The sequence below is a fragment of the Azonexus sp. R2A61 genome (genome assembly GCF_021401135.1).
Lineage (GTDB): Bacteria > Pseudomonadota > Gammaproteobacteria > Burkholderiales > Rhodocyclaceae > Azonexus.
Map to the genome: position 1 here is coordinate 135100 of NZ_JACBFO010000002.1, position 15793 is coordinate 150892.

Here is a 15793-nt window from a genome sequence, read left to right on the forward strand (position 1 = left end):
GAGCCCCCGGTCACGAACGGAAAACGCTAGGCCTCAGATGGCTGGTCTGTTGATTTCGTGAAGTCCTCCTCATCGGCATCTTTGCCGTGAGCAAGGCGGTATAGAAGCGGCAACACAAGAAGCGTCAGCGCCGTCGACGACAGGATTCCACCAATCACCACGGTAGCCAGCGGGCGTTGGACTTCCGCACCGGTACCTGTCGCAATGGCCATGGGGACAAAACCGAGCGAGGCGACCAATGCTGTCATCAGCACAGGGCGCAGTCGAGTCAGCGCCCCTTCGTGAATGGCATCATCCAGAGAGCGGCCTTCTTCACGCAAATTGCGGATGAAGGAAATCATCACCAAGCCGTTCAGCACCGCTACCCCGGACAAGGCGATAAAACCGATACCTGCCGAAATCGAGAGCGGAATGTCCCTTAGCCAGAGTGCGACAACGCCGCCTGTCAGCGCAAACGGAATGCCGGTAAACACCAGCAGTCCATCTTTCACGTTCCCGAACATCGCGAACAGCAGCGTGAATACCAAAAGCAAGGCCACGGGCACCACGATCTTGAGACGCTGCGAGGCCGATTCCAGTTGCTCGAAAGTTCCGCCCCAGGCGGTCCAGTAGCCGCTTGGAATCTTGACCTCGGCTAGACGGCTCTGAGCCTCGCCAACAAAGGAGCCGATATCTCGTCCCCGAACATTGGCACTAACAACAATCCGACGCTTACCGTTTTCCCGACTGACCTGGTTCGGACCCGGTGCAATCTCAAGACTGGCGACTTCCCCCAATGGGATATAGGTCGTACGTACATCAACCCCATTTCCGGCAGAAGCCCCCTTCGGCAAAGCTATCGGCAAACGCTTTAGTGATTCGAGATCAGAACGAAGGTTATCCGGCAATCGCACGACAATATCGAAGCGTCGGTCACCTTCAAACATGGTTCCTGCTTCTCGACCACCAATCGCTGTCGAGATTGCATCCTGGACATCACCAATATTGAGTCCATAGCGCGCCGTTTTCTCCCGGTCAATATTCACGGTCAGCATAGGTAAGCCCGTCGTCTGCTCTATCTTGACCTCGGAAGCGCCCGGAATTTTCTCCAATACAGCAGAAATCTTGCTGGCCGTATCGTTCATCACATCCATGTCGTCACCAAATATTTTGATGGCAACATCGCTGCGTACCCCTGAGATCAACTCATTGAAACGCAACTGGATCGGCTGGGAAAACTCATAGGTATTCCCCGGCAGTCTTCCAACGGTCTTTTGGATAGCTGTCAGCAGTTCATCCCGTGATTTCCGTGGCTCCGGCCATTCCGCTTCAGGTTTCAACATGATGTAGCCGTCCGAAATATTGGGAGGCATCGGATCTGAGGCGATTTCGGCCGTTCCCGTTCTCGCGAAAATCCTGTCGATTTCCGGATACTCCGCCTTGAGCCCCTTTTCCAACTGTTGCTGCATGGCTACTGACTGCGAAAGACTGGTTCCTGGAATACGCAGTGCCTGAATCGCGAAGTCGCCTTCATTCAGGCTCGGTACGAACTCACTCCCCATGCGCGTAGCGACCAAGCCAGAGAGAAGAACCATCACCGTCGTGAAGACCAGGACTACCGGCTTGTTCGCCATGACACCAGCCAGAACGGGCTCATACCAGCGCTTGGCTGCCCGCATCAGGAAGTTTTCCTTTTCATCCACCTTTTCACCGATAAACAGTGCGACTGCTGCGGGAATAAAGGTGACGGAGAGGATCATGGCACCTACGAGCGCGGTGACCACGGTGAAAGCCATGGGGTGGAACATTTTTCCTTCGACGCCGGTGAGCGCGAAGATCGGCAGATAGACGATCATGATGATGAGCTGACCGAATAGCAGCGCTCGGCGAGCCTCTTTCGAAGCGGTAAAGACTTCGTGGAAGCGCTCGGTCCGGGTCAACGGTCGCCCGTGATGTGCCTGGGCATGGGCCAAACGGCGAACACAGTTCTCTACAATGACGACTGCACCATCGATGATGATCCCGAAGTCAAGAGCGCCGAGGCTCATTAGGTTGGCACTAATCTGGTAGGTCACCATCCCCGAAAAGGTAAACAGCATGGAGAGCGGGATCACCATGGCGGTGATTACAGCTGCCCGCATGTTGCCGAGGAACAGGAATAGAATGACGATGACTAGGATCGCCCCTTCCAGAAGGTTCTTCTTGACGGTATTGATCGCTTTGTCCACCAGGACGGTACGGTCATAGACTGTCACTGCCTTGATGCCTTCCGGCAGATTGCGGTTGATTTCGACCATTTTCTGGTCGACCGCCCGTGAGACGGTGCGACTGTTCTCGCCAATCAACATGAACACGGTACCCAGAACGACTTCACGCCCGTTGTCAGTGGCGGCACCAGTACGTAGCTCGCGACCGATGCCAACATCGGCCACGTCGCGGATACGGATCGGCACGCCCTGGATATTGCCCAGGATGACGTTTCGAATATCCTCGATGCTATGCACTTGGCCAGGAGCACGAATCAGATACTGTTCGCCGCGCTTCTCGATATAACCGGCACCGACGTTACTGTTGTTGCGGTCGATGGCGACTACCACGTCTTGCAGAGTTAGGCCGTAGGAAGCCAACTTTTCCGGGCTGGGTGCTACCTGATACTCTTTGGCAAAGCCACCAATCGAGTTGATTTCAGTCACGCCTGTCACGTTGCGCAGTTGCGGCTTGATGATCCAATCCTGTATTTCGCGCAAATCAGTCGGTGTATAGGGAGTGCCATCCGGCTTTTTGGCGCCGTCCTCTGCTTCTACCGTCCAGAGATAGATTTCACCCAGGCCAGTAGAGATGGGCCCCATTGCCGGCGCTATTCCGGCAGGGAGTTTTTCCCTGGCTTCCTGAATCCGCTGATTGACCAGTTGGCGGGCAAAATAGATGTCCGTTCCATCCTTGAAAATCACCGAAACCTGCGACAACCCGTAACGCGACAGGGAGCGCGTCTGCTCCAGATGGGGAAGGCCGGCCATGACGGTCTCGACCGGAAAGGTCACTCGCTGCTCGACTTCGAGCGGCGAATAGCCCGGCGCTGCCGTATTGATCTGTACTTGGACATTCGTGATATCGGGTACGGCGTCAATCGGCAGGCGCTGGTAGTTATAGACTCCCAAGCCGGCCATCCCGAGGACGGCCAATAAGACCAGCCAGCGGTGTTCGATGGCGAGGCGGATGATGCGTTCAAACATGTTGTTCTCCCTCGCCTCAGTGGCTGTGCTCGGCGCTACCCTTGCCGAGTTCCGACTTCAGGACGAAGCTGCCTGACGCTGCATAAGGGGTTCCTGCTTTCATTCCACTAACCACTTCGATGAATTTGCCATCCGAACGGCCCAAGGTCACCGGTTGTGCAACGAAGCCGTCAGGCACCTTGATGAAAACGACGCTCTTGTCACCAATCGTCTGAATGGCGTCGGTTTGAACGCTGACTGGAACTTCGGCTTCACTGGAAACGACTTCGATATTCACGAACAATCCAGGACGCCAAGCCATCTTCGGGTTGGCCAAAGTGACCCGCGCCTTGGCCGTGCGCGTATCCTGTCCGAGCAATGCACCCACGTAGGAGATGCTGCCTTCGGCTTTCGAGTCGAAGGCAGTTGCCTTAACAACAACCTTTTCACCAACCCGGATGACGTTCAGATCTTTGGCAGGAACGACAATCTCCGCCCATACGGAAGACAAGTCGGAAATTGTGAAAATACTGGCATCTTCCTTGACTGCCTCGCCAAGTGCGATGTGTTTTTCCACGACCATGCCGTCGAAAGGTGCGCGGATTTCATAACGATTGAGGCTGCCCGAAACCGTGGCACTGGCACCCAGCGCAATCAACTTTTGCTGGCTGTTGGCAACGGCGATTTCGGCTTCCCTTAAAGTTTGCTGGGCTTGCAGGTAGTCTTGTTCGGCAGAGATTTTTTCTTCCCAGAGCTTCTTCTCTCGCTCATAGGTCGATTTGGCGAGCGAAAAGCGTTTCTGTGCTGCCAGAAGTTCGCTGCGTTGTTCCGAAAGGCCAGTGCTGGCGATCACAGCCAGAATCTGACCGCGCTTGACCGTTTGTCCCAGATTGGCAGGAACACTCTCGACGACTCCGGCAAGACGAGGTACGACATGCGCGGTACGGTCCTCGTTAAACCGGATTTCGCCGGGAAGCTGAGCCGCTGTTTTGATTTTGGCGGGAGTGGCCCTCTGGATACCGATGGCAGCAGCTTTAACTTGCTCGTCCGTTAGCTCGATTTTTCCTTCTTCCCGGGTATCGATGAACAGGAATGGGGTGTTTCCCATTAGCACCGATATGGAAGCTTCGAACACATGCGGCTCTGCAATTCGGCTGGTACTCTTCAGATAGTCTTTCTCGGCTGAAAAAAGGACTTCCTGCTTCTCTTCACCCGGTCGCGTCAGTGTTATCGAGACTTTTGCTGCAGTTGGTGCAAGCGGCTTTCCTTCCTGGAACAACCAGACACGGAAACCTGGCTCACCACCATCTTCGGACAACAGCAATTCCAGACCAAAACCATCCTCGGTAAAAAGCTTGCCACCATGCGGCCCCGATTGGGGCTCATCCTCATGGTGCTCTGCATCTCCATGTTCTTTGGCATGCTCGTGACCATCGCCAGCTTTGCTGCCATGATGCTCGGCATCGGCATGCCCCTTGGCTTCTGCATGGCTGGCGTGTTCATGCTGTTCTCCAGCAGGTTGGGAAGTACTGCCCCCCAGTATCCAAGTGCCGGCGACAATTCCTGTCGCCAAAATCACGGCAATGGCGATCCCTTGCTTTCTGGTGAGATTGAAAGTGTTCTTGTTGAAATTCATTTTCACGACGAGCTCCTACGGACGGCTGGGCACAGCAGATGGCATTGAATCGATGGAGCCCAGGAAGCGCTCCAGTTCGGCAGCGGTCCGATGAGCGTCGGACAAACTTCTCAGGTATTGGGCTCTCGCCTGAAAGAAAGTACGTTGTGCATCCAATACCTCCAGAAAGCTGAATTTCCCCAGTTCAAATCCTTTGCTGGCGGCCTCATAGGCGCTACGGGCGCCCGGCATGATTTCGCTTTGCAAGGCTTGTGCTTCAACAACCAGGGCTTTTAGACGTTCCTCGTTTTGTGTTATCTCTGCACCCAAACGAACCTCGGTAACACTGAGCTCGTCCCGAGCCTTGTCGGCTCGACGCTGCGCCTCAAGCACATTGCCCTGATTGCGGTCGAAGATCGGGAAGGGAATTGAGATACCCACAATGGTTTGGTTGCGCCCAAGCTCTTCAGCCTTTTTGGTTCCCAGGCTGACGGTGACGTCAGGAATCCGGCGAGAACGCTCCAAGTCGGCGATAGCAGAAAAGCGATCGGCTTCGTGGCGTGCTCGAAGAAGTGCTGGAGAAGCGTTCAAGCGGCGAGTGATTTCTTCGGCGGAACGGACCGGCGGCAACAAATCGGTACGCCCTTCGACCTGTTCGAACCGTGGCGTCGAACTTCCCCAACTTGCGGCCAAACGCTTGCGGGCCGACACCAGTTCGCGTTGTGCCTGATTCAACTCCACTCGTGCCGAGGCTTCCGCCACACGGGCCTTTGTTTCCTCAACCGGCGATATTTTTCCGGCAGTCACGCGTCGTGAAGCCGCCTGGCTAGCGCGTTGGGCCAGGCCGAGCAAGTCCTCGGCCTGTTGAATACGCTCCTGAGCAACCAGAACATCGAAGAAGGCCCCGATCACGGTTGCGCGTATGTCAAGGCGTTTCGCTGCCAGATCGGCTGCTGCTACATCACGGCCCCGCTCGGCAGAGGCAATTCGAGCCGAGCGCTTGCCACCAAGCTCGATCCGTTGGCTCAGCTGGATAGTTGTGGTTCGCGTGGCCTTATTCTGCGTATCTTCAACGGAAGTCGAAATTTCCGGATTGGGCAGAACCCCAGCTTGGATTACGGCCCCTTCGACAGCACGCAATTCGTTCGTGGCTGCAGATAATTCCGGGTTGAACGTTAGCGCGAGATCAATGGCCGCCGATAGGGTCAAGGAACCAGATGGTTCCTTGGCGAGCGCAGGTGCAAACGTCGCAACAGACAGCGCGTCCTGCATCTGCGCCGATAGGTTTGTGCTGGCAAGCACTGAGAATCCGAACAAGGTTCGGAGCAGCAACGTGACAGCAAAATTTCTTGGGTACATCCGATTCTCCAGTGATGAAATACACGTTGGGGAATCGGCGGGGCGCCATCTGACTGACAGAGTGGCACAGCACGCGGCTTAGGCCGCAGCAATTAGATTTGGGAAAATGCCCAAGCCCCGCCGATTAGGCGGAGATGGACCAGTTAGGACGCTCAGGCTGTTCGTCTGGAGGGGAAGCCCAAAGCAGGACTGTCCGAAAATGATCAGCAACAGCCCCCACCTTGGGCAGCAAACTGCTGAACGAGGTCAATGCAGCAACACAGCCTGCATGGCAGACTGCGCAATCATTGTCCACATCAGAGACCGAGCCTTTCGCAAGCTTCTCGCCATCCTCGGCTTGATGCTTATGGTCGTGATGACCAAAGTGCTTCGTCGATCCCGTTTCGTGCTGGCAATAGGTCGCTGCGACCGCCCAGGAAATCTGGAGCGGCAAAACAATCAACAGGAAAATAGATAGCCAGCGACGCATGGGATGAATGGTAACAGAACAAAATGTGTTCAAGCAGTAAGCCTGCGGGGGGAATGTATGGAAAGGCGAGTTGCTGATGACCAGGGTTTTCCTGGTCATCGTCCGATGGACAACATATCCGTCCTCGGGGCGGAATTAACCACCCTGGTACAACGCCTCGCGTTGCTTCTTTTCTTCCGGCGTCATTTGCACGGATGGCGCAGGTGTGTTGTGCTGGAGTTTGTCGACGTGTTGCCATTTCCCATCGCGATAGGCATATTCGTGCGGAATCAGCACCCAGCCTTGATCACCGCCAACATAACGATACTGGCCGTCCGCACTTACTGGATTGCGTTTGAAGTCATCGAGTTCCTGTTGCACTTGCTGGGCGGATTTGCTGCCCGAACCGTGCGCCGGGTAGAATTTTGTCGCGCCCTCCGGCGTGCTGTGCATGACCGAGTCGGCCAACACCTGACCTGACAGGAGCAAACCGGCACAAAGAACGGGGATGGAAAGGGCTTGTTTGACGTTCATGATGGAACTCCTTCATTGATGTTTCGTTCATCGGTTTTGATGTATGCCGAACAACTGAACGGCATGGGTGAACTATAAAAAAACAGCACTGACAGAACGCCAACAGGAAGTTTACAAAATTGACATCTTTCGATTTGGAAAGAAATGAAACTATTGGTTGTCGAAGATGAGCAAAAGCTTGCCCAGTATCTGCAAAAAGGATTGGGTACGGCAGGCTTCGTTGTCGACCTTGCCCATGACGGAGTAACCGGACTTCACATGAGTCTGGAGTTTGATTACTCCGCCATCATCTTGGACTCCATGCTGCCTGGCATGGACGGACTTGCCTTGCTGGCTGCCCTGCGTACCCAAAAACAAACCCCGGTCTTGATGCTGACCGCGCTGGGTAAAGTGGAAGACCGGGTCAACGGTTTGCAGACTGGCGCCGACGATTATCTGGTCAAGCCGTTCGCCTTTTCTGAGCTGATCGCTCGAATCCAGGGACTGCTGCGCCGCTCGGCGCAGCATCAACCGGAAAGCACGTCAAACCGTCTGGCATTGCACGATCTTGAAATGGATCTGGCTCGCCGCAAGGTTTCCAGGAATGGTCAGCGTATCGACCTGAGTGCCAAGGAGTTCCTGCTGCTTTCTCTGTTTCTGAGGAAACAAGGCGAGGTGCTATCGCGTACCGAGATTGCCGAGCAGGTTTGGGATATGAATTTCGACAGCAACACCAATGTAGTCGAAGTTTCGATCAAGCGACTTCGCGCCAAAATGGATACACCCTTCGAGCTCCAACTACTGCACACCGTACGAGGCATGGGTTATGTCCTCGAAATGCGCGAATGAAACTTGGCAAACAGATTAATCCGACGCTGAGCGGTCGCCTTGTACGCTGGCTCGCCTCACTAAGTTTGGGTGTCCTTGGATGTTTGTGTCTCGGAGTATTTTTCTCGGTCAAAATCAATCTTGAGTCACAACAGGATCTACGCCTTGAAAAGCTCAGTACGGCAATTCAGCACCTGTTTGAAGAAACGCCGGCACACCTGCAACCGGGAACACTGGAGCATGATCTGGAAGATCTTCTGAAGATCAATCGGGACTTGCATCTCAAGTTACTCGATAGATTGGGTGAGGCTCGTTTCATTTCGACGCCAAGTGCGTGGCCGTTAAAAGCGCGCTTTCTCTCGCTTGCACTCCCCGAGGAAGCTTCGAGGACAGATTTTGCCGTTGCCGAATTGGCGCTCGACACTGCACCCGACGAGGCTATTCTGGATCGCCTCGCAGCCATTCTCTGGGGGGCTGCATTGATCGGCAGTGCTGCGATCACCGTGGGCGGTTACCTGCTCGTTTATTTTGGGCTGACCCCCATTCGGACACTGGCTGAGCAAACACGCTGTCTCGCAATACTTTCCCTCGACAAACGGTTGGAAACTGAGGGGATTCCCGCCGAGCTACAAGTGCTTGTCGATCAGTTCAACGATTTGCTAAACCGACTGGAAAAAGCCTACCAGCAGCTCGAAGGATTCAATGCCGATGTAGCGCACGAATTGAGAACGCCGTTGGCGAATATCATCGCTAGCAGTGAGTTGGCTTTGCGTAGCAACGACAAGGATGAAAATCTGCGTGATTGCATCGGTGCGAATCTCGAAGAAATGCACAGGCTGTCGGGCATTGTTAATGACATGCTGTTCCTGTCGCAAGCCGACCGGGGTGCAAAAGCCCGGCGGATACCCGTTCAAAGCCTCGCCCAACTCTGCACGGAGGTGGCTGACTACTATGAAGCAGTGCTGATTGAGTCCGACCTTCAGTTGTCGATTGAAGGTGATGCATCCGGCCTATTCGATGCTGCACTGCTACGGCGCGTACTGTCCAATTTACTGAATAATGCGGCCCGGTATGCTGAGCACGGAAGTGCAATCTTGATCCGGATAGCGCCGGAAGCAGATGGACAACTAAAGCTCTCGGTGATCAACCAGGGGGAACCGATTCCTGCTGCAAGCCAGCCCCACATCTTCGATCGCTTTTTCCGCGTAGACACGTCACGTAGTCACGGCCACCAAAATCATGGACTGGGTCTCGCCATCGTAAGCGCGATTGCCCGGATGCATGACGGGGAGGCATTCGCAATATCCGCCGATGGCGAGACCGAAATAGGCGTACGACTGGACTGCTGACGGCCTCGCTGCTTTCGCCGATGCAGGCCAACGGGTCTTCAGTCTCTGGTTTGCGGCGCAGAGGTTCGCAACGTTCGCAGGCCGTTAGCGACGACCAGCAGACTGGCGCCCATGTCAGCAAATACCGCCATCCACATCGTGGCATTTCCGAACACCGCGAGCCCGAGAAATACGACCTTGATGCCCAAGGCCAGTGCGATGTTCTGCCAGAGCACGGCGTGTGTCTGGCGGGACAAACGGATGGTTTCCGGAATACGCCGCAAATCGTCGTTCATGATGACCACGTCGGCGGCCTCCATGGCGGTATCGGTGCCGGCAGCGCCCATGGCGACACCGATATCGGCGCGTGCCAAGGCGGGCGCATCGTTGATGCCATCACCGGTCATGGCTGTCGGGCCATGACGCCCCTGCAATTCCTCAATTGCAGCCAACTTGTCTTCCGGCAGCAAATTGCCTCGTGCATCGTCGATCCCTGCCAGGCGGGCAATACTGGTTGCGGTTGCGACGTTGTCGCCGGTGAGCATGACCGACGTGACACCAAGGCGATGCAGATCGGTAATTGCTTCCCGCGAGCTTTCCTTGATGGTATCAGCCACCGCGAATATGGCCAGTACCCGATCCTCGGTAGCCAGCAGAGTGGCGGTTCGCCCTTGATTTTCATGAACGGCAAGACGCGCCTCGATCTCGGGGCTGCACAATCCGCGATCTTCAATCAACCGATGGTTGCCCAGTATCAAGTTATGTCCATCTAGGCGGGCTTCAATGCCGCGACCCGGAAGCGCGGTGAAGTCGGTTAGACCGTTTTCCGGGAGATTCAGTCCCTTGGCAATTGCTTTCGAAACGGGGTGGTCCGAATGGCCGGCCAGGCTGGCGGCCCAGGAAAGCACCTTTGCTTCTGGATCGGAGGGGGACAGCACCTCTGTGGCTACCAGACGAGGCTTGCCTTCCGTAATTGTGCCGGTCTTGTCGAGAGCAATGACGCGCAGTTTGCGAGCTTCTTCCAGATAGACGCCGCCTTTGATCAGGATGCCGCGCCGAGCGGCTGCGGCCAGTCCGCTGACAACTGTAACCGGCGTAGCGATAACTAGCGCGCAGGGACAGGCAATTACCAGGAGAACCAGTGCCTTGTAGAGCGCCTGTGTCCACATCCAGTCGAACAACCAGGGGCCGCCAATGGCCACGGCCACGGCAATTGCAAAAATGGCCGGCGTATAAATGGCGGCAAAGCGATCAACGAAACGCTGGGTTGGAGCCCGCGTGCCTTGGGCTGCCTCGACTGCATGGATGATGCGAGCCAGGGTCGTGTTGTTGGCGGCAGCCGTCACCTCGAATTCCAGCATGCCGGTCTCGTTGATGGTGCCGGCGAAAACAGGATCGCCAGTCGTCTTGTCCACAGGAATGCTCTCGCCGGTGACCGGCGCCTGGTTGACGGCACTGCTGCCGGCGGTCACTCGTCCATCCAGCGGGATGCGGGCACCAGGCTTGACCCGCACCTGTGCCCCGATGACAACCTTGTCGGCCGGCGTCTCCCGCCAGCCACCGTCGCCTTGGCGAATCTCTGCGGTTTCCGGGGCTAAGGCGAGGAGCCCCTTGATGGCGTTGCGAGCCCGATCGACGGACCGGGCCTCGATTAGTTCGGCGATGGCGTAAAGCGCCATGACCATAGCGGCCTCCGGCCATTGACCGATCAGGAAAGCGCCAGTCACCGCCACACCCATCAGGGCGTTCATGTTCAATTGACCGCGCCGCAATGCGGACAATCCCTTGCGATAGGTGGAGAATCCAGAGAACGCAATGGCAGCCGCTGCCAACGCCATGCCCAGCCCCTTGAGTAGCAGGGTATCAGGTGCAAAGAAATCCAAAGCTTCGGCTCCGATGGCCAATGCCAGTGCGATCAATGCTTTACTGATCTCGCCGAGACCTGATGGGCTTTCGGTCTTCTGTTCATGCTCGATGGGCTGCGCTTCGAAACCGAGCTGGCGGACGACCTGTAACGCGATTTCCTGAGCAGACTGCTCGCCATCGATGGTCAGGGTCCGGGACGACAGTTCGAAGCGTAGTGACCGAATCCCCTCAATGCCAGTCAGCGCCTTGCGGATATCATTTTCTTCATTGGGACAATCCATGGCTGGAATACGAAAAATTCCCCAATTGGTGTCCGCTACCGACTCTCTTGAAGTAGCAGAAGCAATTTCTGACGTTGCTTTTGAGGCACATCCAGTCTTGCATCCACAATGTTGTCCGGCATCTACCGGGGGGGAAGGATCGTTAATCTGTTTCATGGCTGTCTCCAAGTGATGGCACCATTAGAAACTCTAAAGTCACTCCAAGGTCAACAGGCTAAAGCCACGTCAGGAGATATCCATGAAAATCGGTGAGTTGGCGAAAAAGGCAGATACGAGTGCAGAAACAATTCGCTACTACGAGCAAGCCGGGTTGCTTCCGAAAACGATGCGTAGCGAAGGCAACTACCGCATCTACTCATCACCCCATCTGGAACAGTTGATATTTGTACGCCATTGCCGCAGCCTGGACATGACCCTTGATGAGATCCGCATTCTGCTGAATTTCAAGGCGTCGCCTGACGAAAACTGTGCCGTGGTCAACCAACTGCTGGACGAGCACATCGGCCACGTTGCTCAACGAATTGTCGAACTGCAGGAACTGGAGCGGCAACTGCGTGAACTACGCCAACGCTGCCCAGACAATCGCCAGGTTCAGCACTGCGGCATCCTAAAGGAGCTGTCTCAGTCTGTAGCCAACGAAAAGATGCCGACCAACCATGTTGCCGGCGTCCATGTTGGCACTTCACATAGAACATCACAGTAAATCGTAAGTGCGGTACTTGGTGCAGTCCCAATCCTGGTTATTGACTACAAAATAAATTTCGTCATAAAATTCGTCACAATAAAACATGTGGAAAAAGGCAATTTCGTGGCAAAAAAAGCAACATCCGGCGACGTTGATAGCATTGAAGATGATTTCGCCAATTTGGCCCGTCTTGCCGCCTCAGACTCTCATGAGGATACCCGCTTGCTATTGGCGCGTCTCATACGCAAGTATCGCCAGCAACGCCCTGAGTTAGCCGCACGTCTCGATCAATCACTGAAGGCTTCCCAAACCCGCTCGGCGGGTAATTCAATCCTGCGGCGCGGTGCACCGGTAATGGAGCCAAACGAGGCGCCGCTCCCCGTCGACGGAGACTCCCGTCTAGCGCTGATCCGGGTTTTCGATGATCGCGCTGGGTTGGCCCCGCCCATTCTTCCCGGCAGCGTTCATGACGCCATCGGCGCCATCATTCGCGAACGCCAGGAACGAGAACGACTGGCCGCCCGGGGGATCAGCCCGACCCGCTCAGCCATCCTGGTTGGACCACCCGGGGTCGGCAAGACACTCTCAGCCCGCTGGATTGCCAGCGCCCTGGGCAAGCCTCTGTGGGTACTCGACCTGACAGCGGTCATGAGCAGCCTGCTTGGCAAGACCGGCAACAATCTGCGTGCTGCGCTGGACCATGCCAAAAAACACGCAGCCGTCCTGCTACTCGATGAGATCGACGCCATCGCCAAGCGACGCAGTGATGAGTCCGATATCGGAGAACTGAAACGCCTGGTTACAGTAATGTTGCAGGAAGTCGATCAGTGGCCAGACAGCGGGCTTCTGCTGGCCGCCACCAATCACCCGGAATTGGTTGATCCGGCCTTGTGGCGACGTTTCGATCTGGTCCTCAAATTTGATTCGCCAGATGCCTCGGCGATTGCCGTGGCCATCCAACGATTTCTCGGCGACGACCTGAAACTGTTTGAGTCTTGGGTCGATGTGCTGGCGGCCGGCTTGCAGGGGCAGTCGCTGTCGGATGTCGAGCGCAGCATCAACGCACTGCGTCGCGGCCATGTCTTGCAGACGGCGCCGTTAGAGCAACTGATCGGCTCGGCACTTGGTCAGCGCCAGGAAGCCTTGAGCAAGGCAGAACGCCTCAATCTCGCAATCGAACTGGCCAAGGCGGGTCAGCATACGCACATGCAGATCAGTCAGATGACGGGGGTCGCTCGCGACACCATTCGCAAACATGCGGGGCCATCTCCCCGCAAAGGCAGGGGGCTCAAATAAATGACTACGCGATACCTGATCGGCCGTGCCGAGTTGCTGACCTATCCCATCGAAGCGCCCAAGAAGAAGGTCGGCGACAAGGCTCATCCTTATACGCTTAGCGAGGCTAAGCGCCTCATCTTGCCGGAGATTGAGTTAGCCAACAGCGTTTTCCAGGAACTACCGCCGAAAGCCTGTGCCGATGATCTAGCGGTGGCCCGTCTGGTATTGCACCCGGCCTACTTGGCCAAGTCGTTTTTCCCGAAGTTGCTGCTCGATCAAGTCGGCCTCGCCTCGGTCGGGTCGCGGACCCGCCGTATTCAGCCGCGTCGCCAAACTCAGAGGAAGGCACCGCCGGAAACTGAAACCACGGAACTCTTCGTGGCTGGCACGCGGGCAGCGTTGGGAAACTTCCCAGCTTTCGCCCGAAGCCTGAACGAACAGATGCCGGTCGCCGAACAGTTTGCTCGCATCGAGACCTTTGCCGCGATGACCCCATCTGATCGCCTGCATCTTGAGGGCGCCCATATCGGCCACGTTTTCGAGGTTGGTCTGCATTTCCCCCCCGAGGGCGACGCCTCCGATGTTCGTGCCATGTTCACCGACTATGCCAAGGACTGCGGCTTCAAGGTCAATGGCGAATTTGAGTTTGAAGCGGGCCGCCTGCTGTTCGTTGCGGTCGAGGGGGACGCTGCCGGCCTGGAAAACCTGGCCCAGTTCACCCTGACCCGTGTCGTCCGGCCGATGCCGCACTTGCGGGCGGCTCGTCCGGTCACCCGCAGCATGCCGCTTTCGGTGTCGTTCTCATTGCCGAGCGGCGAGCCGCTTTCTCGCGAACCCAAGGTTGCTGTCCTGGATGGTGGCCTGCCGACTGAGCATATCCTCGATGGCTATGTCCGCCGCTATTTCCTGGCTGACAAAGATGCGAGCGACGTACCCGACTTTACCGAGCATGGCCTCGGCGTCACCTCGGCTTTGCTGTTTGGGCCGATTGAGCCGGAAGCTGCGGCAGAACGTCCTTATGCGCCGGTTGACCATCATCGCGTGCTGGATGCCAAGATCGACGGGGAAGATCCCTATGAGTTGTATCGCACGCTCGGCCACGTCGAAACCGTACTGCTTTCCCGTCAATACCAGTTCATCAACCTCAGCTTGGGTCCGGATTTGCCAGTCGAGGACCAGGATGTACACGCGTGGACGGCGGTGATCGACAGCATTTTGAGCGATGGTGAAACCCTGATGACTGTTGCAGTCGGCAACAATGGGGAACGCGATGCAGCACTTGGCCTTAACCGTATCCAGGTGCCTTCTGATAGCGTGAATGCGTTGTCTGTGGGCGCCGCCGACCGAAGCGGCCCGGATTGGAAACGCGCTGGTTCGTGCCGCGACCTTCGGCTCCCTTGTGGACACCGCCAATGCCCGCCTGCTCAAGCTACGCAGCGTACTGGCAGATCGATACAGCGCTTCGTCCACCGATCAACTGCTCGACCGCGTTTTTTCTCAACCATCTCAAGAAGGATTGTGCTGAAGGGAAGCTGGAATCGCTTGTTGCTGTAGGATGGCTAGAGACCCTTCCAATACGCCGATTTTCTCGGCCACGCGCTGGCCTTCCTCGGCACGTATCGCGTGAGCGGAAACCAGTTCTGCAGCAGCCTTGAACCTTTCCGTTTGTGCTGCCTGCAACTGCGCGGAGACTGCACGTAGCTCTTCCTGCGCCTCGGCCAGACGGCCCTGAAGACTTGCAACCGCTTCGCTTTTGGATAGTTCCAGCGATTGGTATGCGGCGCCGGAGACGGCAAGCTCTTTTTCGACCTCCTGGCGGCTCCGGTCAATCAGCTGATATTCCTTGCGAAGTTCAGCGAGTTCAGCCTCCAGTCGGGGCAAGCCTTCAAGACGGAGCATGAGCTTGGCCACTTCGGTTCGAGCAGCTTCGGCGGCCTGACGCTCACGGGCAACGTCTTCGCGGTTCGTGCCGATGGCAGTTTCAATTTCGGCCAACCTGCCTGCCAGTGCGGCCTTCTCTCCCCGCAAACTTTCAATCGTCACCAACTGTTCGTCGATCAGCGCGGCCTGGCGCTCATTTTCTGTGGCCAAATCTTCGGCAGAGGTGGTTGCTTGGCACAACCGTTCCTCCAAATCGGCACGCCCAACAGAAAGTTCGTGACGGACAAACTCAAGGATTGCCCGTTGCACGGACGGCGGCAAACTCAGTGCGGCCTCGATGGCGAGAGCCTGCGTGCTCTCCCATTGTTGGAAAAGCTTGTGGATAGTGCCGAAGCTTCCCGATCCATGCCGGTCACGAATCTGGCGTGGCGTCGGTTTCCCGCCCTCGGCCTTGATGGCTTCAGCGTATCGAACTACCTGATCATAGGTTATGGTGGCTTCACGCGGCATGATTTTCTTC

Annotated in this window: 12 protein-coding genes; 5 read left to right on the forward strand and 7 right to left on the reverse strand. The window is 56.3% G+C overall.

All coding sequences use genetic code 11. The annotated features are described in order from the left end of the window. Window positions 1-26: 26 nt before the first annotated feature. The 5 genes from L0962_RS05795 to L0962_RS05815 all read right to left on the reverse strand — a co-directional run bounded on the left by L0962_RS05795 (window position 27) and on the right by L0962_RS05815 (window position 7147). A complete protein-coding gene (locus L0962_RS05795) occupies window positions 27-3212 on the reverse strand; it encodes a CusA/CzcA family heavy metal efflux RND transporter (protein ID WP_234085408.1) in 3186 nt (1061 codons plus the stop codon). Between the two features lie 16 nt (window positions 3213-3228). Beyond that, window positions 3229-4827, reverse strand: a complete 1599-nt coding sequence (locus L0962_RS05800) for an efflux RND transporter periplasmic adaptor subunit (RefSeq protein ID WP_234086213.1) — start codon at window positions 4825-4827, stop codon at window positions 3229-3231. A 15-nt stretch (window positions 4828-4842) separates the two neighbouring features. Continuing rightward, window positions 4843-6165 (reverse strand): TolC family protein, encoded by a 1323-nt coding sequence (locus tag L0962_RS05805; RefSeq protein WP_234085409.1) that lies wholly within the window; start codon window positions 6163-6165, stop codon window positions 4843-4845. A gap of 124 nt (window positions 6166-6289) precedes the next feature. Further along, window positions 6290-6634, reverse strand: coding sequence for a cation efflux protein, CzcI family (gene czcI, locus L0962_RS05810; RefSeq protein ID WP_173579475.1), 345 nt, complete (start codon window positions 6632-6634; stop codon window positions 6290-6292). A 135-nt stretch (window positions 6635-6769) separates the two neighbouring features. Then, window positions 6770-7147, reverse strand: coding sequence for a hypothetical protein (locus L0962_RS05815; RefSeq protein ID WP_173579476.1), 378 nt, complete (start codon window positions 7145-7147; stop codon window positions 6770-6772). A 144-nt stretch (window positions 7148-7291) separates the two neighbouring features. Between L0962_RS05815 and L0962_RS05820 the strand changes: the two genes are divergently transcribed. Together L0962_RS05820 and L0962_RS05825 are read left to right on the forward strand one after the other, a co-directional pair. Beyond that, complete coding sequence (locus L0962_RS05820) at window positions 7292-7975, forward strand: heavy metal response regulator transcription factor (protein WP_234085410.1); 684 nt, start codon at window positions 7292-7294, stop codon at window positions 7973-7975. Beyond that, the gene (locus L0962_RS05825; RefSeq protein ID WP_234085411.1) at window positions 7972-9303 is read left to right on the forward strand and encodes a heavy metal sensor histidine kinase; all 1332 of its coding nucleotides are present in this window, start codon (window positions 7972-7974) and stop codon (window positions 9301-9303) included. The genes L0962_RS05820 and L0962_RS05825 overlap by 4 nt, the downstream gene beginning before the upstream one ends. Before the next feature lie 38 nt (window positions 9304-9341). Here L0962_RS05825 and L0962_RS05830 read toward each other — a convergent pair whose 3' ends face one another. Beyond that, window positions 9342-11585: a cation-translocating P-type ATPase gene (locus L0962_RS05830; RefSeq protein WP_234085412.1), complete on the reverse strand. Its 2244-nt coding sequence runs from the start codon at window positions 11583-11585 to the stop codon at window positions 9342-9344. Window positions 11586-11667: 82 nt separating this feature from the next. Between L0962_RS05830 and cadR the strand changes: the two genes are divergently transcribed. The 3 genes from cadR to L0962_RS05845 all read left to right on the forward strand — a co-directional run bounded on the left by cadR (window position 11668) and on the right by L0962_RS05845 (window position 14946). Next, complete coding sequence (gene cadR / locus L0962_RS05835) at window positions 11668-12132, forward strand: Cd(II)/Pb(II)-responsive transcriptional regulator (protein WP_234085413.1); 465 nt, start codon at window positions 11668-11670, stop codon at window positions 12130-12132. Between the two features lie 87 nt (window positions 12133-12219). Beyond that, entirely contained in the window at window positions 12220-13410 is a 1191-nt protein-coding gene (locus tag L0962_RS05840; protein WP_234085414.1) for an AAA family ATPase, read from the forward strand. After that, window positions 13411-14946 (forward strand): S8 family peptidase, encoded by a 1536-nt coding sequence (locus tag L0962_RS05845; protein WP_234085415.1) that lies wholly within the window; start codon window positions 13411-13413, stop codon window positions 14944-14946. It abuts the gene before it with no gap. Here the strand turns inward: L0962_RS05845 and L0962_RS05850 are convergent. Further along, window positions 14899-15783, reverse strand: coding sequence for a DNA-binding protein (locus tag L0962_RS05850; protein ID WP_234085416.1), 885 nt, complete (start codon window positions 15781-15783; stop codon window positions 14899-14901). The genes L0962_RS05845 and L0962_RS05850 overlap by 48 nt on opposite strands. Window positions 15784-15793 lie beyond the last annotated feature (10 nt).